Source organism: Microbispora sp. CL1-1 (genome assembly GCF_012034195.1).
GTDB lineage: Bacteria > Actinomycetota > Actinomycetes > Streptosporangiales > Streptosporangiaceae > Microbispora.
The window spans coordinates 13699-34103 of sequence record NZ_JAATEK010000036.1 but is presented as its reverse complement, the minus strand read 5'-3'; the positions used below and the strand labels follow the sequence as shown (position 1 = coordinate 34103).

Annotated in this window: 19 protein-coding genes and 1 riboswitch; of the genes, 6 read left to right on the top strand and 13 right to left on the bottom strand. The window is 69.9% G+C overall.

Annotated features, from left to right (window positions below):
- Positions 1 to 27 precede the first annotated feature (27 nt).
- The gene (locus tag HCK04_RS31010) at positions 28 to 1683 is read left to right on the top strand and encodes a DNA repair helicase XPB (protein ID WP_142650923.1); all 1656 of its coding nucleotides are present in this window, start codon (positions 28 to 30) and stop codon (positions 1681 to 1683) included.
- A 926-nt stretch (positions 1684 to 2609) separates the two neighbouring features.
- Here the strand turns inward: HCK04_RS31010 and HCK04_RS31005 are convergent.
- A complete protein-coding gene (locus HCK04_RS31005) occupies positions 2610 to 2990 on the bottom strand; it encodes a hypothetical protein (protein WP_142650922.1) in 381 nt (126 codons plus the stop codon).
- Between the two features lie 65 nt (positions 2991 to 3055).
- Here HCK04_RS31005 and HCK04_RS31000 point away from each other — a divergent pair, with 65 nt between their 5' ends.
- Together HCK04_RS31000 and HCK04_RS30995 are read left to right on the top strand one after the other, a co-directional pair.
- Positions 3056 to 5041, top strand: a complete 1986-nt coding sequence (locus HCK04_RS31000; protein WP_142650921.1) for an AAA family ATPase — start codon at positions 3056 to 3058, stop codon at positions 5039 to 5041.
- Complete coding sequence (locus HCK04_RS30995) at positions 5038 to 5466, top strand: GNAT family N-acetyltransferase (protein WP_142650920.1); 429 nt, start codon at positions 5038 to 5040, stop codon at positions 5464 to 5466. The genes HCK04_RS31000 and HCK04_RS30995 overlap by 4 nt, the downstream gene beginning before the upstream one ends.
- Before the next feature lie 71 nt (positions 5467 to 5537).
- Here the strand turns inward: HCK04_RS30995 and groL are convergent, their stop codons facing one another.
- The 5 genes from groL to HCK04_RS30970 all read right to left on the bottom strand — a co-directional run bounded on the left by groL (position 5538) and on the right by HCK04_RS30970 (position 10582).
- Positions 5538 to 7160 carry a chaperonin GroEL gene (groL, locus tag HCK04_RS30990; protein ID WP_079319299.1) on the bottom strand — a complete coding sequence of 541 codons (1623 nt, stop codon included), beginning with the start codon at positions 7158 to 7160 and terminating at the stop codon, positions 5538 to 5540.
- 403 nt (positions 7161 to 7563) lie between these two features.
- Positions 7564 to 7764 carry a cold-shock protein gene (locus HCK04_RS30985; protein WP_079319298.1) on the bottom strand — a complete coding sequence of 67 codons (201 nt, stop codon included), beginning with the start codon at positions 7762 to 7764 and terminating at the stop codon, positions 7564 to 7566.
- 256 nt (positions 7765 to 8020) lie between these two features.
- Entirely contained in the window at positions 8021 to 8296 is a 276-nt protein-coding gene (locus tag HCK04_RS30980; protein WP_142650919.1) for a MoaD/ThiS family protein, read from the bottom strand.
- 45 nt (positions 8297 to 8341) lie between these two features.
- Positions 8342 to 9616 carry a threonine synthase gene (thrC, locus tag HCK04_RS30975; protein ID WP_142650918.1) on the bottom strand — a complete coding sequence of 425 codons (1275 nt, stop codon included), beginning with the start codon at positions 9614 to 9616 and terminating at the stop codon, positions 8342 to 8344.
- A 14-nt stretch (positions 9617 to 9630) separates the two neighbouring features.
- Positions 9631 to 9770, bottom strand: a riboswitch (SAM riboswitch).
- A gap of 260 nt (positions 9771 to 10030) precedes the next feature.
- A complete protein-coding gene (locus HCK04_RS30970) occupies positions 10031 to 10582 on the bottom strand; it encodes an RNA polymerase sigma factor (protein WP_142650917.1) in 552 nt (183 codons plus the stop codon).
- Positions 10583 to 10685: 103 nt separating this feature from the next.
- Between HCK04_RS30970 and HCK04_RS30965 the strand changes: the two genes are divergently transcribed.
- Together HCK04_RS30965 and HCK04_RS30960 are read left to right on the top strand one after the other, a co-directional pair.
- Positions 10686 to 12110 carry a trehalose-6-phosphate synthase gene (locus tag HCK04_RS30965; protein WP_142650916.1) on the top strand — a complete coding sequence of 475 codons (1425 nt, stop codon included), beginning with the start codon at positions 10686 to 10688 and terminating at the stop codon, positions 12108 to 12110.
- A gap of 121 nt (positions 12111 to 12231) precedes the next feature.
- A complete protein-coding gene (locus HCK04_RS30960; RefSeq protein ID WP_142650915.1) occupies positions 12232 to 13437 on the top strand; it encodes an MFS transporter in 1206 nt (401 codons plus the stop codon).
- A gap of 214 nt (positions 13438 to 13651) precedes the next feature.
- Here HCK04_RS30960 and HCK04_RS30955 read toward each other — a convergent pair whose 3' ends face one another.
- From HCK04_RS30955 to HCK04_RS30945, 3 genes are all read right to left on the bottom strand, one after another.
- Complete coding sequence (locus HCK04_RS30955; RefSeq protein WP_142650914.1) at positions 13652 to 14338, bottom strand: hypothetical protein; 687 nt, start codon at positions 14336 to 14338, stop codon at positions 13652 to 13654.
- A 10-nt stretch (positions 14339 to 14348) separates the two neighbouring features.
- Entirely contained in the window at positions 14349 to 15170 is an 822-nt protein-coding gene (gene otsB / locus HCK04_RS30950) for a trehalose-phosphatase (protein WP_142650913.1), read from the bottom strand.
- 86 nt (positions 15171 to 15256) lie between these two features.
- Complete coding sequence (locus HCK04_RS30945; RefSeq protein ID WP_185949070.1) at positions 15257 to 15538, bottom strand: DUF3263 domain-containing protein; 282 nt, start codon at positions 15536 to 15538, stop codon at positions 15257 to 15259.
- A gap of 106 nt (positions 15539 to 15644) precedes the next feature.
- Between HCK04_RS30945 and HCK04_RS30940 the strand changes: the two genes are divergently transcribed.
- Complete coding sequence (locus tag HCK04_RS30940; protein WP_260617475.1) at positions 15645 to 16451, top strand: SAM-dependent chlorinase/fluorinase; 807 nt, start codon at positions 15645 to 15647, stop codon at positions 16449 to 16451.
- A gap of 11 nt (positions 16452 to 16462) precedes the next feature.
- Here the strand turns inward: HCK04_RS30940 and HCK04_RS30935 are convergent, their stop codons facing one another.
- Genes HCK04_RS30935 through HCK04_RS30920 form a run of 4 tightly spaced genes read right to left on the bottom strand, consistent with a single transcriptional unit; the run spans position 16463 to position 20374 of the window.
- Positions 16463 to 17479: a dipeptide ABC transporter ATP-binding protein gene (locus tag HCK04_RS30935; protein WP_142650910.1), complete on the bottom strand. Its 1017-nt coding sequence runs from the start codon at positions 17477 to 17479 to the stop codon at positions 16463 to 16465.
- Positions 17463 to 18494 carry an ABC transporter ATP-binding protein gene (locus HCK04_RS30930; protein WP_185949069.1) on the bottom strand — a complete coding sequence of 344 codons (1032 nt, stop codon included), beginning with the start codon at positions 18492 to 18494 and terminating at the stop codon, positions 17463 to 17465. Before HCK04_RS30930 ends, HCK04_RS30935 begins: the two co-directional genes overlap by 17 nt.
- A gap of 13 nt (positions 18495 to 18507) precedes the next feature.
- Positions 18508 to 19455: an ABC transporter permease gene (locus tag HCK04_RS30925; RefSeq protein WP_142650909.1), complete on the bottom strand. Its 948-nt coding sequence runs from the start codon at positions 19453 to 19455 to the stop codon at positions 18508 to 18510.
- A complete protein-coding gene (locus HCK04_RS30920) occupies positions 19448 to 20374 on the bottom strand; it encodes an ABC transporter permease (RefSeq protein WP_142650908.1) in 927 nt (308 codons plus the stop codon). Before HCK04_RS30920 ends, HCK04_RS30925 begins: the two co-directional genes overlap by 8 nt.
- Positions 20375 to 20405: the final 31 nt, after the last annotated feature.

The following is a 20405-nucleotide window of genomic DNA, read 5'->3' as shown; positions in this document are numbered from 1 at the left end:
CGTTAGCCGTACGAGGGGGAGCAGGCATTGAGTGACGGGCCGCTGATCGTCCAGTCGGACAAGACGCTGCTGCTGGAGGTCGACCACCCGAGGGCGGACGAGTGCCGGAAGGCCATCGCCCCGTTCGCCGAACTCGAGCGCGCGCCCGAGCACGTCCACACCTACCGGGTCACCCCGCTCGCGCTGTGGAACGCCCGGGCCGCCGGGCACGACGCCGAGCAGGTGATCGACGCGCTGATCGGCTTCAGCCGCTATCCGGTGCCGCACGCGCTGCTCGTGGACGTCGCCGAGACCATGGCGCGGTACGGCAGGCTGCGGCTGGAGAAGCACCCCATCCACGGCCTGGTGCTCACCAGCACCGACCGGGCCGTGCTGGAGGAGGTGCTGCGCTCCAAGAAGATCCAGCCACTGGTCGGGGAGCGCTTCGGAGCCGACATCGTGGCCGTGCACCCCTCCGAGCGCGGCAACATCAAGCAGACGCTGCTCAAGCTCGGCTGGCCGGCCGAGGACCTGGCCGGATACGTCGACGGCGAGCACCACCCCATCGACCTGCGCGAGGACGGCTGGTCGCTGCGGCCCTACCAGAAGGAGGCGGCCGACGCGTTCTGGCACGGCGGCTCCGGGGTCGTGGTGCTGCCGTGTGGCGCGGGCAAGACGATCGTCGGCGCGGCGGCCATGGCGCACGCCCGCGCGACCACGCTGATCCTCGTCACCAACACGGTCTCCGCCCACCAGTGGAAGCAGGAGCTGCTCAGGCGCACCTCGCTGACCGAGGACGAGATCGGCGAATACACCGGCACCAAGAAGGAGATCCGGCCGGTCACGATCGCCACCTACCAGGTCATGACGACCCGGCGGCAGGGCACCTACCGGCACCTTGAGCTGTTCGACGCCCGCGACTGGGGGCTCGTCGTCTACGACGAGGTCCACCTGCTGCCCGCGCCGATCTTCCGGATGACCGCCGACCTCCAGGCCCGCCGGCGCATCGGCCTCACCGCCACGCTCGTACGCGAGGACGGCCGGGAGGGCGACGTCTTCTCGCTCATCGGGCCCAAGCGCTACGACGCGCCCTGGAAGGAGATGGAGAACCAGGGCTACATCGCCCCCGCCGAGTGCGTCGAGGTGCGGGTGACGCTCAGCGACGACGAGCGGCTGGCCTACGCGATGGCCGAGAACGACGAGCGCTACCGGTTCTGCTCGACCACACCCGCCAAGACGCGGGTGACCGAGGCGCTGGTGCGGCGGCACGCCGACGAGCAGGTGCTGGTCATCGGGCAGTACATCGACCAGCTCGACGAGCTGGGCGAGCACCTGAACGCGCCGGTCATCAAGGGCGAGACCAAGGTCAAGGAGCGCGAGCGCCTGTTCCAGGCGTTCCGCGACAAGGAGATCCGGGTGCTGGTGGTCTCGAAGGTCGCCAACTTCTCCATCGACCTGCCCGAGGCGTCCGTGGCGATCCAGGTCTCCGGCACGTTCGGCTCACGCCAGGAGGAGGCCCAGCGGCTCGGCCGGGTGCTGCGCCCCAAGGCCGACGGCGGCGGCGCACGGTTCTACTCGGTGGTCAGCCGCGACACGGTCGACCAGGAGTTCGCCGCGCACCGGCAGCGGTTCCTGGCCGAGCAGGGCTACGCGTACCACATCATCGACGCCGACGACGTGGGCGAAGAAGACCCCGCACGCTGACGACGCAGGCCAAGAGGACCCGGCGCTGACCGCGGCCCCGGCACAGAGCTTCGAGTTCGCGACGTACGGCTTCGCGCAGACCCCGATGCACGGATCCCGGGCCGACACAGCGCTCCGGGCTGGGCGCTGACCGCGGCCCCGGCACAGAGCTTCGAGTTCGCGACGTACGGCTTCGCGCAGACCCCGATGCACGGATCCCGGACCGACACAGCGCTCCGGGTTCCTGCACCTTTCGCGGCCCGGCGCAAAGCTTCTCGGCCCGGGGCAGAGCTTCGCGGCCTGGCGTAGGGCTTTCGGGGTCCCAGCCCAAGGCTTCGCGGCCCGGGGCAGAGCTTCGCGGGGCCGGGGCAGAGCTTCGCGGGCACCGGCCGGCGTGGCGCGAAGCAGGCCGCCGCGCCCGGCCTTGTTCACCGGCTGCGACCTTGTTCACCGCGCGCGACTCGATGCGCCGCGCGCGGGCTGATCGGCGACGAGGGGGCAACCACCGCCGCGGGGCGGGCGCTGCGCGACCAGGTCCAACGCATGACCGGCGAACCGGCGAGCCCGGTCCCGGTCCTCGCCAAGCCCGCTCCGCTCCCCGAGCCCGGTGGCGTGTGCTCACTAGGTCCAGGAGATGCCCTTGGGGCTGGTCACCACATCACCTCCTCGCGCTTTGCCCTCACATGATGCAGTCGTGATGGCGGCAATACCCAGCAGACAAGGCGAATCACACAATATGCGCATTTTTCGTCTTGATCCTGGTTTCTCGCTGCCCCTCATCCCGCCCGTCTATACGCCCGGCTCACGCAGAACGGCGAGCCCGGCTCACCCACGCGGCATATCAGGACAAATCACCCCACTACTGCATGTCGTTCTCCCGGGGGCCGACGATGGAGCGCTCCAACGCCTCCTCCGGAAAGCTTCTCGCGCCGGTCAAGGGGGCGCGGTCACTGGACAGTCAGGCCGCCGACGAACAACACCACCAGCGCGACGATCCAGGCCGCCACGGCGACGCCGTACAGGGACTCGCGCCGGGCGAACCAGGCGAACCCGGTGGCGCACACCGCAACCACTCCGACCATCACGGACACCGTGACCACCGAGGCGATCCGGTCCGCACAGCCCGGCGACGGTCCCACGCTCGTCGTGCAGAAGGCCTGCGTGCTCCAGTCGCCGAAAACCGCGAACCCCCACAGCGCGGCGAGCAGCAGGCTCGCCGCGGCCGGGATCGCCGGAGGAACCACGGTGCGCGTCACCCGGGTACAGATACCCGTCCCGGGAAAGAGCGACACGCGAGAGAAATACCGTTTCGGCATCGCGGTGTCCATCGCTAAGCTCTTGAGTTTCCCGCTTCCACAAGTCCCGACCTCGTCATGCCCAGAGGAGTTTTCGCATGCCCGGAGATGTGCTCGAAGCCGAGCGCGCCCATCTCGCGGCCTCCCGAGCCGCGCTGCGAGCGATGCGCGAGCACGCGCAGTCGCTGTCGGCGGACGCCGCCGGCGACTGGGTGTCGCAGCAGGTTCTGCAGGGCCTGCTCGACCAGCGGGTGGCCGCACTGGCCGACCACCCCGACGCGCCGCTGTTCTTCGGCCGGTTGGACCGTGCGGCCGGCGACGACCTGCCGAGCACGGTCTACGTCGGCCGCAGGCACGTTCACGACGAGAGCAGCCGGCCCCTCGTGATCGACTGGCGCGCCCCGGTCTCGCGCGCCTTCTACCAGGCCAGCCCCGCCGACCCGATGGGGGTGGCGCTGCGCCGCCGGTTCGGCTACCAGGGCGGCGACCTCACCGCGTACGAGGACGAGCCGCTCGACGGCCGGGCGCTCGGGCAGAGCAGGCTGCTGACCGAGGAGATCGAGCGGCCCCGCACCGGCCCGATGCGCGACATCGTGGCGACCATCCAGCCCGACCAGGACGAGATCGTCCGCGCCGACCTCGGCGTGACCGTCTGCGTGCAGGGGGCGCCGGGCACGGGCAAGACGGCCGTGGGCCTGCACCGCGCGGCCTACCTGCTGTTCACCCACCGGGAGAAGCTGGCGCGCTCGGGCGTGACGATCGTCGGGCCCAACCGGGCCTTCCTGTCCTACATCTCCTCGGTGCTGCCCGCGCTCGGCGAGGTGAAGGTCGACCAGACGACGGTGGCCGGGGTCCTGGGCGACCATGCCCATCCCGAGGACCGCGCGGTGGCGGCCGTGAAGGGCGACGCCCGCATGGCCGAGGTCGTCAGGCGGGCGCTGTGGCTGCACGTGACCAAGCCGGTCGACGGGGTGCTGTTCACCAAGGGCATCAACCGCTATCGGGTGCCCGATCACGAGGTCCGCGAGATCGTCGCCTCGCTGCGCGGCACGACCCGGTACGGCCCGGGCCGCGCCACCCTGGCCCAGCGGCTCGCCCACGCCGTGCTCGTCCAGATGGAACGGCGCGGCGAGTCGCCCGACGACCGGGTCCAGGACGCCGTGGCCCGGTCGAAGCCGGTCAAGGCCGTGCTCGACGCCGTCTGGCCGAAGCTCACCCCCGAGCAGGTGCTGTTCCGGCTGCTGTCGGACGCGGAGTTCCTCGCCAAGGCGGCGAAGTCGGACCTCTCGCCGGAGGAGCAGGCCCTGATCCTGTGGCGCAAGCCGTACAAGTCGCACCGCTCGGCCAAGTGGACGGCCGCCGACGCGGCGCTGCTGGACGAGCTGGCCGACCTCATCGAACGGACGCCGTCGCGGGGACACCTCGTGGTGGACGAGGCGCAGGACCTGTCGGCGATGCAGTTGCGGGCGCTCGGACGCCGCTGCCGCACCGGCTCGGCCACCGTGCTCGGCGACCTCGCCCAGGGCACCACTCCCTGGTCGGCGCGTTCGTGGAAGACCGTGCTCGACCACCTCGGCCAGCCGTCCGGCGAGGTCACCGAGCTCACGCTCGGCTTCCGTGTGCCTCGCGAGGTCCTCGACTTCGCCGCGCGGCTGCTGCCCTCCGTGGCGCCGGATCTCGCCCCGCCGCGCTCGCTGCGTCCCGGCGCAGGCTCCCTGTCCGTACGCCGCGAGGCCGACGTCACCGCCGCCCTCCCCGGGGCCGTACGGCAGGCTCTCGCGCAGGAGGGCTCCATCGGCGTCATCGCCCCGGACTCGGCCCTTCCCGCGCTCTCGGCGGCTCTGGAGGCCGCGGCGGTGCCGCACACGGTGCTCGGCCCCGACTCGACGGGCGACGACCGGGTGCTGCTGGTCCCGGCGACGCTCGCCAAGGGTCTGGAGTACGACCACGTGATCGTCGTCGAGCCGGCCGCGATCGTGGAGGCGGAGGAGCGTGGCCTCGCCCGCCTCTACGTGGTCCTCACCCGGGCGGTAACGTCGCTGACCGTCCTGCACGACCGCGATCTTCCGGAGGAGCTGCGATGACCTCTCCCGACGTACGCGTCCGCTATGGAGCGCTCGACGATGTCCCGGCCGTACTGCGGTTCTGGCTTGAGGCCGCGGAGAACACCGACAGGCACGACGACGCGGGCAAGGTGGTGGCCCTGATCGAGCGCGATCCCGAGGCGCTGCTCGTCGCCGAGATCGACTGCCGCATGGTCGGCACGCTCATCGCCGGATGGGACGGCTGGCGCGCCCACCTCTACCGGCTCGCCGTGGACCCCGCCCACCGGCGCATGGGCATCGGATCGCTGCTGATCCGGGCCGCCGAGGAGCGGTTCAGGAAGTTCGGCGCGTTCCGCGCCGACGCGATGGTCCTGCACGACAACGCCCTGGCGCATCACGCCTGGACGGCGGCGGGATACACGATGCAGACCGACTGCGCCCGCTGGGTCAGACGCCTCACCTGACGCGTTCAACGGGAAAGGGCGGTTCCCCCGAGGGGAACCGCCCTTCCGTTGAGACGAAGCAGGCAGATGGATCAGAAGTCCATGTCGCCGCCGCCGGGCATGGCGGGGGCCTTCTCCTTCTCGGGCTTCTCGGCGATGACGGCCTCGGTGGTCAGGAACAGCGCCGCGATGGACGCCGCGTTCTGCAGCGCCGAGCGGGTGACCTTGGCCGGGTCGATGATGCCGGACTCGAACATGTTGACGTACTCGCCGGTCGCGGCGTTGAGGCCCTCACCAGCCGGGAGGTTGCGGACCTTCTCCACCACGACGCCGCCCTCGAGGCCGGCGTTGACGGCGATCTGCTTCAGCGGCTCCTCAAGGGCCTTGCGGACGATCGCGGCACCGGTGGCCTCGTCGCCGTTGACCTCGAGCTTGTCGAACGCGTTGGCGCCGGCCTGCAGCAGAGCCACGCCACCACCGGGGACGATGCCCTCCTCGACCGCGGCCTTCGCGTTGCGGACGGCGTCCTCGATGCGGTGCTTGCGCTCCTTGAGCTCGACCTCGGTGGCCGCGCCGGCCTTGATGACGGCGACGCCGCCGGCCAGCTTGGCGAGGCGCTCCTGGAGCTTCTCGCGGTCGTAGTCGGAGTCGGTGCGCTCGATCTCGGCGCGGATCTCGTTGACCCGGCCGGCGATCTGCTCGGCGTCACCGGCGCCGTCGACGATCGTGGTCTCGTCCTTGGTGACGACGACCTTGCGGGCGCGGCCGAGCAGGTCGAGAGTGGCGTTCTCGAGCTTTAGACCGACCTCCTCGGAGATGACCTGGCCACCGGTGAGGATGGCGATGTCGCCCAGCATGGCCTTGCGGCGGTCGCCGAAGCCCGGAGCCTTGACGGCGACGGACTTGAACAGGCCGCGGATCTTGTTGACGACCAGGGTGGCCAGGGCCTCGCCCTCGACGTCCTCGGCGATGATGACCAGCGGCTTGCCGGACTGCACGACCTTGTCGAGCAGCGGCAGCAGGTCCTTGTTGGCCGAGACCTTGGAGTTGACGATCAGGATGTACGGGTCCTCGAAGACCGCCTCCATGCGCTCGGGGTCGGTCACGAAGTAGCCGGACACGTAGCCCTTGTCGAAGCGCATGCCCTCGGTGAGCTCCAGCTCCAGGCCGAAGGTGTTGCTCTCCTCGACGGTGATGACGCCTTCCTTGCCCACCTTGTCCATCGCCTCGGCGATGAGGGCGCCGATCTCGGTGTCGGCGGCGGAGATGGAGGCGGTGGAGGCGATCTGCTCCTTGGTCTCCACGTCCTTGGCGAGCTTCGACAGCTCCTCGCTGACGCGCTCGACGGCGGCCTCGATGCCCTTCTTCAGCGCCATCGGGTTCGCACCCGCGGCGACGTTGCGCAGACCCTCACGGACCAGCGCCTGGGCGAGCACGGTAGCCGTCGTGGTGCCGTCACCGGCGACGTCGTCGGTCTTCTTGGCGACTTCCTTGACGAGCTCGGCGCCGATCTTCTCCCACGGGTCCTCGAGCTCGATCTCCTTGGCGATGGAGACACCGTCGTTGGTGATCGTGGGGGCGCCCCACTTCTTCTCCAGCACGACGTTGCGGCCCTTCGGGCCGAGGGTCACCTTCACGGCGTCGGCGAGCTGGTTCATACCGCGCTCGAGACCGCGCCGGGCGTCCTCGTCAAACGCGATCATCTTGGCTGCCATTAGGCTAGACCTCCCAGTAGCAGGGTGTCTTCACGGACCGAGCCGACGCCCGCGACGGCATGGACCCGCTATCCCTGCGCGGGCCCCATCGCCCCGATCCCGATTGTTGTCACTCTCGACCTCAGAGTGCCAAACAAGTATTTAGCACTCTACCCCTGAGAGTGCAAGCGGAAGCCATGCTGACCAGCTTGTACGGTATGTCCGGAGCATCCCTTCGGTGCGCCGCGCCACCTGCCGAGACTCACCAGCCGAGCCGGCCGAGACCAAGGGGCCAGGCTCCCTCCGGAGCACCACACTCACCGGCCTGAACCGCGGGGCCGAGTAAGGCAAAGAAGGCGTACAGCAGGCGGAAGGCCCGGTGCGCGGGGTCGCGCACCGGGCCTTCCGTAGGTCGATGACGGGATCAGACGGCGCGTACGGCTTCCGCCTGCGGGCCCTTCTGACCCTGCGTGATGTCGAACTCAACCCGCTGACCCTGCTCGAGGGCCTTGTAGCCGTCCATCAGGATTGCCGAGTAATGGACGAACACGTCCTTACCACCGTCTACCGCGATGAAGCCGTAGCCCTTGTCCGCGTTAAACCATTTGACGGTGCCCTGCGCCACTTCCGACTCCTCTTGCTGGGCTGGGGACCACACCCAAGAAGCCCCCGGTTTTGTCGATCGACATCGACCATACCCGTGTCAAGCCGTAGGACAACAGAGTCAATCCGCAAACTACTACTTGGCGTTCGCTCAAAGCGGGACCGAAGAATATTCACTTTACTGTTTAATAGTTGAGAGCTGCACCATTTGCCATGGCACCGTATGACTTCTCCACCCGCAGAAGCGCATGTCAGGTGCTCGGCCCCGGTACGGCGGCTCAGCCTCCGGCGACGGCGGGGATGACCGAAATCTGCACTCCGTCCGGCGTGGCGGTGTCCAGACCCTCGGCGAATCGGACGTCCTCTTCTCCGACGTAGACGTTGACAAAACGCCGGATCTTACCCGTCTCGTCGAGGATGCGCCCGCCGATGCCCGGGTAGTCCGCGTCGAGCTTCTGCAGGACCTCGCGAAGCGTTCCTCCCTCGCCGCTCACCTCCGCGGCCCCGTTGGTGTACGTCCGGAGAATCGTCGGAATCCGCACGGAAACGCTCATTGTTCGCTCGCTTTCGTTACTGCCGATGGGCCTTTTGAAACGCTTTCAGTTGGCGAATGCCGCACGGAACGCGTCGAGAGAGGGACGGATGACGGCGGTGGGACGGGCGTGCTCGGCCACCGCGTCGAGCGTCTTGAGCCCGTCGCCGGTGTTCAGCACCACGGTCTCGGCGTCCGGGTCGAGGCGGCCCTCGCGGACCAGCTTGCGCAGCACGCCGACCGTGACGCCGCCCGCGGTCTCGGCGAAGACGCCCTCGGTCCTGGCCAGCAGGCGGATCGCGTCGACGATCTCCTCGTCGGTCACGTCCTCCACCGCGCCGCCCGTCCGGCGCGCGATGTCGAGCACGTACGGCCCGTCCGCCGGGTTGCCGATTGCCAGGGACTTGGCGATGGTGTCGGGCCGCACCGGCTGCACCACGTCCTGCCCGGCCTTGAACGCCCGGGAGACCGGCGAGCAGCCCTCGGCCTGCGCACCGAAGATCCGGTAGGGCCGCTCCTCGACCAGCCCCAGCTTGATCAGCTCACGGAAGCCCTTGTCGATCTTCGTGAGCTGCGAGCCGGAGGCCACCGGGATGACGATCTGGTCGGGCAGCCGCCAGCCGAGCTGCTCGGCGATCTCGTACGCCAGCGTCTTGGAGCCCTCGGCGTAGTAGGGCCGGAGATTGACGTTGACGAAGCCCCACTTCTCACCCAGCTCGTCGCCGATGAGCTCGGAGCAGAAGCGGTTGACCTCGTCGTAGGTGCCGTCGATGGCGACGAGGCGGCCGCCGTACACCGCGGCCATGGTCACCTTGGCCGGCTCCAGGTCGGCGGGGATGAACACGCAGGAGTCCAGCCCGGCCCGGGCGGCCGCCGCGCCCACCGCGCCGGCGAGGTTGCCGGTGGAGGAGCACGACAGGGTGTGGAAGCCGAAGTTGCGCGCGGCCTCCAGCGCGATCGCGACGACCCGGTCCTTGAAGGAGTGGGTCGGGTTGCCGGAGTCGTCCTTGACGTGCAGCGACCGCAGGCCCAGCTCGGCCGCCAGCCTGTCGGCCTTCACGAGCTTGGTCCAGCCTGGCTGGAGGTTGGGCTTGGCCGTCACGCCGGCGGGAACGGGGAGCAGGGAGCGGTAACGCCAGATGTTCGCCGGGCCGGACTCGATGTCCTCCCGACGGATCTCGCCGAAGTCGTACGCCACCTCAAGGGGGCCGAAACACTCCGTACAGGCGAAAATCGGGCCGAGTTCGTAAAGAGCGCCACATTCACGACACGAAAGTCCGGTGGCGGGGCCGAACTCGACGGTGTTCGCGGGAGTGCTAGCGGCAGTGCTGGTGTGCGCCATGAAGCGAGGCCTTTCCCTCATCTTCGCTCGCGACCACCTTGGCCACGAGCCGGAATTGGCACCTGTCCCGGCCGGGCCTCGTGGGCACGAGTTCGACACCGGGGAGGTTGCCGGGGCTTCGCAGGGCCGGTCCCTCCACCCCTCTGGATGAGCATGTTCAGTTGTAGGACCTTCCAGAGAAGGTCCTTAAGTGCCCCTCCTGCCAATCTTTGCCCCGTCGCGTCACCCAGAGCGGCACCTCGCGGCGTTGTCGTCGTCGCCCGTGGCCTCCGGCTACGAGCTCCTCCTCCGCCTTGCGATGCACCAGTCTGGCCACCGCCCCGTGCGGGCAAATCTTGTCAGTCGCGGCACTAGCACTGTACCCCGGCGTCCCCGGTGTCCGTTCTGACGTCTCATATGGCGAGACGTTTTGTATCAGCCGTACGCCTCGCCGAGGGCGCTCTGCACGTACTTGCGCGCTTGGTGGATGCGGGACTTGACCGTCCCGAGGGGGATTTTGAGCTGGTCGGCGACCTCCGCGTAGTCGAGCTGGCAGATGTCGCGCAGCACGAGCGCCTGGGCGAGGTCGGGCCGCTCGGCCTCCAGCGCCTCCATCGCGTCGAGCAGGTCGAGCCGCGAGCCGGCGATGACGCTCACCCGCCGGGGATCGGGCCGCTGCTCGGGCAGCTCCTCCACCTGTTCGGACGAACGCCGCTTGAGTGAGCGATAGGTGGTCCTGGCGCAGTTGACGGTCACGATGTGCAGCCAGGTGCTGAACCTTGCCCGCCCCTCGAACCTCGCGATGTTGCGCGCCACGGCGAGCAGCGTGTCCTGCGCCGCCTCCTCGGCGTCCTGCCGATACGGTAGAAGCCTCTCGCAGTGCCGCAGCACGTCGGGCTCGATGCGCCGCAGCAGTTCGCCGAGCGCGCGATGGTCCCCCCGGGCAGCAGATCGGGCCAGGTCCTCGGTGGTGTCGTCCAGTGCCATGCCGTATCCAGCCCTCCCGCGATCGGTTGACATCCTATTGACGGAGGTCGGCTTTTATTAATCTTCCGGCATGCGCGCCCGCTCTGATCGAGGGAACCCGAAGATGAGCAGCACCGTTCTGATCGCGTCCAACCGGGGCCCGGTGTCCTTCACGCTGTCTGAAGACGGCGGCCTGACCATGCGCAGGGGCGGCGGCGGGCTCGTCTCCGGCCTGTCCGAGGTGGTCAAGGACACCGACGTCCTGTGGGTCTGCGCGGCGCTGTCGGACGGCGACCGGGGGGCGGTGCGCCGGACGCACGGCGGGCGGCTCGACCGGGCCTTCGACACGGGCCCGATCCGCATGCTGGACATTCCGCCCGCCGTCTTCCACCGGGCCTATAACGCCGTGGCCAACTCGACCCTGTGGTTCGTCAACCACCTGCTTTACAACACGCCCTTCTCCCCCGAGTTCGGCACGCGGTTCCGCCGCGAGTGGGAGTCGTACCGCACGTACAACGGCGCGTTCGCGCTGGCCCTGGCCGAGGAGGCGGCCCACCGGGCGCGCGTCATGGTGCAGGACTACCACCTGACGCTGACCCCGGCGATGCTCCGGGTCGAGCGGCCCGACCTGCGCATCGCCCACTTCTCGCACACGCCCTGGGCGCCGCCGGAATACTTCGCACTGCTGCCCGAGGACGTCGTGGCGGAGGTGCTGACCGGCATCCTCGGCGCCGACCACGCCGGATTCCTCACCGCGCGCTGGGCCCGCGCCTTCATGGACTGCTGCGAAGCCCTGCTCGGCGCCGACGTCGACCACGCCGCCCGGACGGTCACGTACGAGGGGCGGACCACCAGGATCGGCGTGCACCCGCTCGGCGTGAACGGCGAGGCGCTGCTGGCCCGGGCCGCCGAGCAGGACGTCGAGTCGCACATGTCCGTGATCAGAGACCTCGTGGGCGACCGCAAGCTGATCGTGCGCATCGACCGCACCGAGCTGTCCAAGAACATCGTGCGCGGCCTGCGCGCCTACCAGGAGTTCCTGGCCACCCACCCCGAATGGCACGGCCGGGTCGTCCACCTAGCGTTCGCCTACCCCTCCCGCCACGACCTGCCGGAATATCGCGAATACACAGCGGCCGTGCAGCGCTGCGCCAAGGAGATCGAGGACGAGTACGCGACCGAGGACTGGGACCCGCTGATCCTCAACGTGAACGACGACTATCCGCGCTCGCTGGCCGCCTACCGGCTGGCCGACGTGCTGCTCGTCAACCCGATCAGGGACGGCATGAACCTGGTGGCCAAGGAGGGCCCGATCCTGTCGCCCCGGTGCGCGCTCGTGCTGTCTCGCGAGGCGGGCGCGGCGGCCGAGCTGGGGGCCGACTCCCTGCTCGTCAACCCCTACGACGTGTCCGGCACCGCTGCGGCGCTGCACGACGCGCTGACGCTGCCCGAGCAGGAACGGCTCAGGCGCGGCCTGCGGCTGCGCGAGGCCGCCACCGCCCTGCCGCCCCAGCGCTGGTTCGACGACCAGCTCGCCGCACTGCCCTGATCCCGGCCGACCCCGCCCGGCGCTGACGTGCCGTCGCCTTGCGCTGATCCGGTGCGGGTGCTGTACGCCACAGCGTCCGGCCCTCGTCCCGGATGATCGGCTGCGCTAGCCTTGCCTGACTTTGGACCGCAACATAAAGGTCATCAGGGACAGCCCCACCTGGTTGATCTATCTCCAGCTCGCCACCTTCGCCACCTACCTCTACGGCCTGTCCGCCGCCCTCCCCCTCCTGCGCGCCGAGCTCGGCGTCTCCCAGGCCGTCGCCGGGCTGCACGGCACCGGGATGGCGCTGGGCGGCATCGCCGGCGGGCTGGCCCTGCCGGCGCTGACCAGGCGGTTCGGACGGCGCGTCGTCACCTGGGCCGGCCTGACCGGGATGAACGCCGGGGTGCTCCTCGTCGTGTTCGGACACGCCCTCCCGTTCACCCTGGCCGGTTTCACGCTCGCCGGCTGCTGCGGTTCGACGGCGCTCTACGTGATGATGGCGGTGCTCAGCGACCACCACGGCCAGGCTGGGGCGGCCGTCATCAGCGAGGCCAACGCGGTCGGCGTGATCGCCGGAATCGCCACCACCTACGCCTTCAGCGTGGTGGCCGAATCACCGGCCGGCTGGCGGCCCGCGCTGTTCGTGCCGGTGGCCTCCACCCTCCTGCTGGCCCTGCTCATGGGCCGGATCTGGGTGCCATCACCGTCCGCGGCGGTGCCAGAGGGGCCGGGCAGCGGCACAATGCCGGAGGCATCAGATGGCAGGGCGCCGGAGGCATCAGATGGCAGGGCGCCGTACGGCTGGCGCTTCCACATCGCCGGGGTGGTCCTGCTGTGCTGCGTGGCCATCGAGTTCGCCTTCAACCTGTGGGCCGCCGAGCTGCTCTCCCAGCGGACCGGGTTGTCGCCCGGCCTGGCGGCGACCGGGCTGAGCGCGATGCTGGCCGGCATGGCGGCAGGCCGGTTCGGCGGCGCCCGGCTGGCCCTGCGCTTCGCGCCGGGTTCGGTGCTGCTCGGCTCGCTCGGGGTGACCCTGGCGGGCTGGGCGCTGTTCTGGGCCGGGACCTCGGCGCCGGTCTGCTACGCCGGGCTCGCGCTCAGCGGGCTCGGCATCTCGGTCCAGTTCCCCATGGGCCTCACCCGCATGATCGAGGTGTCGGGAGGCCGGCCGGACCAGGCGTCCGGCGCGGCCTCGATCTGGGCGGGCGTGGGCTCGGGCAGCGGGCCGTTCGTGCTCGGCGCGCTGGGCGACGGCTTCGGGACGCACACGGCGTTCCTGCTCGCGCCCGCCCTGATCGCGGTGGCCGCCGGAGGAGCGGCCGCCTCCCGGACGCGTTCCTAGCGCCGTCCATCGACGCGCGTGGAGGGAGCGGAGCGGAAGGGAGCGAGGACCGCAGCGAAGGCCCAGCGAAGCGGGTTTCGCGAGGACCGGAGCTTCCTTGCGGCGCAGTGACCGACTTGCCCAAGATCCGGCGACACGTCCACCAGGCACCACCAAGAACCAAAACCCCCCGCACAGCGACCGACGTGCCCCAGGCGCAGGCCGGAGCCGGTCGTCAGTGCCAGGTCGCGTTCTTGAGAATCGTGCTCAGGCCCGGGGTCCGCCACTGGTCGATCACCAGGATCTTCGACATCGGCAGATACCATTCGCGCTGGTTGTAGCGGGCCCTCACCTTGCCCGAGGTCATGGTGCCGCAGGTGCCCGCCCAGTCGCGGTAGTACGCCTTGTGTCCCGGCCCGATCTGCCGCAGCCCCTTCTCGGCGAGCGTGGTCCTGCGGATGACGAGGTTCTTCTTCACCGGGCAGGGCCCGACGTCGGTGGCCGGATAGAACGGGCCGTCCGGCGTGTACTTCTGGAACAGCTCGTGGCCTATGGCGATGGCCTTCGGCCCCATGATCCAGAAGCTGTGGCAGCCCGAGTCGCGGAAGCCGTACATGTCCGTGCCCTTGGTGGGGCACGAGCCGGTGATGACGCGCAGCCAGTCCTTGCGGACGGCGTCGACCTTCCAGGACGACGGGATCCTCAGCGTCAGCCCCTTGCGCAGATGCAGAGCCTTCGTCGCCGCACTGCCGCTCGCGAACGCCGTCACCGGAGCCGCCATAGACGCCACCGGAGCCGTCATGGACGCCGCCGCAGACGCCGCAGACGCCGCCGGAGCCGCCAGGGACGCCGCCAGTGACGCGGCGAGAGATGTAGCGAGCACGGTCAGACCGGCCGCCACGGCCGGGATCTTTGTCCTCATGCCCGGCACGCTAGGCCCCGCCGCTTGCAGACGACTTGCCGAGGCGTGCCACGAGGTCGCCGAGCAGGGCCACGACGCCGTCGGGGCCGTCCACCACCAGGTCGGCGCGCTCCGCCAGGGCGGTCACCTCCGCCGAGCCGCTGCAGACCCGTACGCCGGGGATGCCGGCCGACTCGACCGCGTCGAAGGCCGCGAGGTCCCCCAGGTCGTCGCCGACGAACATGACCGAGCGGGCGTCCCGCTCGGCGAGGAAGGCCGACAGGGCCTTGCCCTTGTCCATTCCGGCCGGCCGCAGCTCCAGCACCATGCGGCCCGGCTCGACCGCCAGCCCGGCCTCCTCGGCCAGCGCCGCGACCGGCCCGCGCAGCGCCTCAAGCGCCCCTGCGGGGTCGGCGCACCGCCGGGTGTGCACGGCGACGGCGCGGTCCTTGTCCTCGATCCATGCGCCGTCGAGGCCCTTCACGAGCTCGGGCAGCCGGGCGCGGACGAGGCCGAGCCCGGGAGGCGGCGGCGGGGCCGTCAGACGGCCGTCCTCCCAGCGTTCCAGCCCGTAATGGCCGAGGATCACCAGGCCGGGCACGTCGGCGAGGGACGGCACGCCGGCTACCTCTCCGAGTGCGAGAGCCGTACGCGGCGGGCGGCCCGTGACGATCACGACGGCGCGCACCAGCGGGGCGAGGGCGGCCAGCACGCCGGGCACGCCGGGATGCACGCGGGCGGCGGCGGGGTCGGGCACGATCGGGGCGAGCGTGCCGTCGTAGTCGAGCCCGATCACGGCTCCGGCCGGATCGGCGATGATCGCGTCGAGTCCTGCGTGCTCGGGCAGGGTCATGGCCTCACTCCGAAGGGGGTTCCGTGCGTACGCCTCGACGGCCTCATGCCCCGGATGCGGGGCTCATGCGTGAAGGGGAGGGAAAGCTAGGAGTTGAACCCGAAGCGGCGGGCCGAGCGGTCGCGCCGCCTCCCGGCTCTCATCCGGCGCAGCCGCTTGACGAGCATGGGGTCGTGCTCCAGCGCTTCGGGCCGGTCGATGAGCTCCCCGAGTAACTGGTAGTACCGGGTCGCGGAGATGCCGAACGCCTCCCTGATCGCCTGTTCCTTGGCGCCCGCGTAACGCCACCACTGGCGCTCGAACGCGAGCATCTCGCGGTCGCGGTCCGAGAGGTCCGGCCCGTCGCCGCCGGCCGGTTCGGTGTCCATCGGCTCCTCCTCGATCGGCTCGCGGGCCCGTCCCATGGTAATGCCAAGCCCGCGAGACGAACCCGGGGTGTTCAGGCCGGGCGGGACAGACGTAATGTCACGTGGTGTGAGCTCTGTAATCACGCTTCTGACCGACTACGGGCTGGAGGACGGGTACGTCGCCGCGTGCCACGGCGTGATCGCGGGCATCGCCCCGCAGGCTCGGATCATCGACGTGGGCCATCTCGTCCCCTCCGGGGACGTACGCCGCGGCGCGGCCATCCTCGCGCAGACCCTGCCCTACCTGCCGGCGGGCGTCCACCTGGCGGTGGTCGATCCCGCGGTGGGCGGCAACCGGCGACCGGTCGCCGTGGAGGCGGGGGGACGGGTGTTCCTCGGCCCCGACAACGGCATCCTGTCATGGGCCGTCCGCGCCGCGGGGGGCGCCGACGCCGCCTACGAGATCACGAACAAGGACCTGTGCCTGGAGAACGTCTCTCCGACCTTCCCGGGACGGGACCTGTTCGCCCCGGTGGCCGCCCACCTGTGCACCGGACGCTCGGTCGCCGACGTGGGGCCGCCGATGCCGGTGGACCGCCTGGTGACCCTGCCCGCGCCGACCTGCCGGTTGCGGGACGGCGCGGCCGAGGGCGAGGTGCTGTCGGTGGACAGGCACGGCAACGTCCAGTTGTCGATCACCGCCACCGACATGGCCGAGATCGGCGTACGGCTCGGCGACACCGTCGCCGTGTGGCTGGGGCGCCGCCAGGTCGCCGTGCCGTACCGGGAGACGTTCACCGCCGTGCCGCCCGGCGACCTGGTGGCGTTCACCGACTCCGCCGGGCTGGTCGCGATGGCGATCAACGCCGGGGACGCCTCCGACCGCCTGGGTCTGCCCCCGGGCGCGCACGTACGGCTGTCGCCCGGGCGCTGACCCGGCCGGTTCTACTGGGCGTTCACCACGTCGCGGACCTCCGCGAAGTGGCAGGCGCTGGGGTGGTCGCTGCCCGGGCGCGGCTCCAGTGCGGGCGTCTGCTCGGCGCAGATGTCCTGCGCCTTCCAGCAGCGCGTGCGGAAGTGGCAGCCCGACGGCGGGTTGGCCGGCGAGGGCGGGTCGCCCTGCAGGATGATCCGCTGGCGGGTCTCCCGGCCCTCGGGGTCGGGCACGGGCACGGCCGACAGCAGCGCCTGGGTGTACGGGTGGGTCGGGCCTTCGTAGATCTGGGCGTCGCTGCCCAGCTCGACGATCTTGCCGAGGTACATCACCGCGACCCGGTCGGAGATGTGGCGGACCACCGACAGGTCGTGCGCGATGAAGATGTACGCGAGGTCGAACTCGTTCTGCAGCCGCTCCAGCAGGTTCATGACCTGGGCCTGGATCGACACGTCGAGCGCGGAGACCGGCTCGTCGCAGATGATGATCTCAGGCTGGAGCGCCAGGCCGCGGGCGATGCCGATGCGCTGACGCTGGCCGCCGGAGAACTGGTGCGGGTAGCGGTTGATGTGGTCGGGGTTGAGGCCCACCACTTCGAGCAGTTCCTGCACCCGGCGCCGGCGGCCGCCCTTCGGCACGACGTCCGTGTGGATCTCGAACGGCTCCCCCACGATGTCGCCGACGGTCATCCGCGGGTTCAGCGAGGTGTAGGGGTCCTGCATGACCATCTGGATGTTGCGGCGCATCCGCTTGAGCTCGGCGCCCCTGGCCGAGGCGATGTCCCTGCCATGGATGCGTACGGAGCCCGAGGTGGGCCGCTCCAGCGCCATCAGCAGCTTGGCCAGGGTGGACTTGCCACAGCCCGACTCGCCGACGATCCCGAGCGTCTCGCCCCGGTGCAGGTCGAAGGAGACCCCGTCGACGGCCTTGATCGCGCCGATCTGCCGCTTGACGACGATGCCCTGGGTGAGCGGGAAGTGCTTGACGAGGTCGCGGACTTCGAGGATCGACTCAGCGTTCGCCTTCATCGATGACCTCCCTCCAGTAGTGGCAGGCGCTGCCGCGGGTGCCACTGATCGTGTACAGCTGGGGAACGTCGGTCACGCAGTTGTCCCGCCGGTACGGACAGCGCGGGTGGAAGGCGCAGCCCGTCGGCATCTCCAGCAGGTTGGGCGGCAGGCCCTTGATCGCGTAGAGCTCCTGGCCCTTGTGGTCCACCCTGGGGATGGACTCCAGCAGCCCCTTCGAGTAGGGGTGGGCCGGGTTCTTGTACAGGTCGTGCACCGGGGCGTTCTCCACGATGCGCCCGCCGTACATGACCGCGATCTTGTCCGCGACGTCGGCGACGACGCCGAGGTCGTGGGTGATCAGGATCAGGCCCATGTTGCTGTCGCGCTGCAGCTCCGCGAGCAGACCCATGATCTGTGCCTGGACCGTCACGTCGAGCGCGGTGGTCGGCTCGTCGGCGATCAGGATCTCCGGGTCGAGCGCGATCGCCATGGCGATCATGATGCGCTGCCGCATGCCGCCGGAGAACTGGTGCGGGAAGTCGTTGACCCGGTCCCTGGCGGCCGGGATCCTGACCCGGTCCATCAGCTCGATGGCCTTCTTCTTGGCGTCCGCCCGCGACGTGCCGCGGTGCATGCGGAACATCTCGGCGATCTGCCAGCCGACCGGGAAGACCGGGTTCAGCGCGGACAGCGCGTCCTGGAAGACCATGGAGATGCCCTCTCCGCGGATCTTCCTGCGCTGGTCGTCCGGGAGCTTGAGCAGGTCGACGCCCCGGAACCGGATCTCGCCACCGGTGATCTTGCCCGGGGGCATGTCGAGTATGCCCATGATGGTCTGGGCGGTGACGCTCTTGCCCGAACCCGACTCGCCCAGCACGGCGAGCGTCTCACCGGCGTCCACGCTGTACGTCACGCCGTTGACGGCCTTGGCCACGCCCGCCCGGGTGCGGAACTCCACGTGGAGGTTGTCCACCTCCAGCAGGGCGCCGCTGTGTGAGCCTCTGCCCACCTGCTCGGAAAGCACTTCCGTCACTCGCTGTGCCTCCTCATCGAAGCTTCGGGTCGAGGGCGTCGCGTACGGCTTCGCCGAGCATGACGAAGGTCAGCACGCACAGGGACAGGAACGCCGCGGGGAAGAGCAGCGCGTGCGCCCCGGTCCGCATGTACGACGCGTGGTCGGCGATCGCGATACCCCAGGAGATGACCGGCGGACGCAGGCCGATGCCGAGCAGCGACAGCGTGGCCTCGGCGCCGATGTAGCTGCCGATCGTGATCGTGGCGTACACGAGGATCGGCGCCAGCGAGTTGGGCAGCAGATGCCGGAAGATGATCCGCAGCGGCCCGGCCCCGAGCGCCCTCGCGGCCTGCACGTAGTCCTGGTGCTTGGCCTGGATGACGGCGGAGCGGGCGATGCGCATCAGGATCGGCCAGCCCAGCAGGGCGAGCACGATGATGACGACCGCCATGATCATCGCCTTGCCCGGGTTCGACTGGGCAGGCGCCACGGTGCCGAGGATGATGATCGCGCCCAGCACGTACGGCAGGCCGAGGAACATCTCGCCGACACGGGAGACGATCGCGTCGATCCAGCGTCCGAAGTAGGCCGCGAGCACGCCCGTCAGGCCGCCCAGCAGGATGGTGGCCAGCGTGGCCAGCACACCCACGATGATCGAGGTGCGGGCGCCGTAGATCGTCCTGGCCCACACGTCCCGCCCCTGCAGGTCGTAGCCGAACCAGGCGTCCGCGCTCGGCCCCTCCATGCTCTTGGCGAGCGTGGCGTACTCCGGGTCCTTGTGCGTGAACAGCGTCGGGAACGCCGCCATCAGGAGGAACAGGATCAGCATCACGAGCGAGACCCAGAAGATCTTGCGTCGCTTGAGGATGTCCCACGTGTCGCGCCACAGGCTGCGCCTGTCGCCCCGGACCGCGACCGGACTCGCGGCCGGCTCGTCCGCACCCTTGATGAGGTCTTGCGTCACGGTCGGGTCACTCATAGCGGATCCTCGGGTCGAGCACGCCGTAGAGGAGGTCGACGAGCAGGTTGGACACCAGGTACACGAGCACGAGCAGCGTGGCCACGGGGACCACGATCGTGTAGTCCTGGCCGTTGATGGCCCGCCACAGCAGGCCGCCGATGCCGTGGATGTTGAAGATGCCCTCGGTGATGATCGCGCCGGACATCAGCGAGCCGATCTCGGTGCCGAGGAACGTCAGCACCGGGATGAGCGAGTTGCGCAGCAGGTGGATCCCGACCACCCGCCGGTTGCTCAGTCCCTTGGCCACGGCCGTCCGCACGTAGTCGGCGCGCAGGTTCTCCACGATGCTCGTACGGGTGAGCCGCGCGGTGAAGGCCATGTTGAGGCTGGCCAGCACGAGCGCCGGGACGACCAGCTCGGGGACCGTCGCCGCGTCCGACACGGTCGGCTCGATCACGCCGAACTGCACGCCGAGGATCCACTGCAGCAGATAACCGGTGACGAAGATCGGCAGGGACAGCAGGATCAGCGTGGCGACCGTCACCACGTTGTCGACGAAGCCGCCGCGCTTGAGCCCCGACAGCACGCCGGCGCCGATTCCGATGATCGCCTCGAAGAGCACCGCCATCAGCGCGAGCCTGATGGTGATCGGCCAGGCGTCGCCGAGCTGGGTCGCGACGGAAACGCCGTTGAAGTCGGTGCCGAGGTTGCCGGTGAACAGGTTCTTCAGGAAGTTCCAGTACTGCACCAGAATGGGCTGGTCCAGCCCGAACTGCTCGCGCATGGCCGTGACATAGCTGTCCGGACAGGGCCGCTGGCCGCATCTCCCGGCGAACGGGTCGCCCGGGAGCTGCCAGACCATGTAGTTGATGATGAAGGTCGTGCCCAGCACGACAGGCACGAGTTGCAGCAGGCGCCGGATCGCGTATCGGCCCATGCGCACCTCCGATCTGACGCTAAAGGTCGTA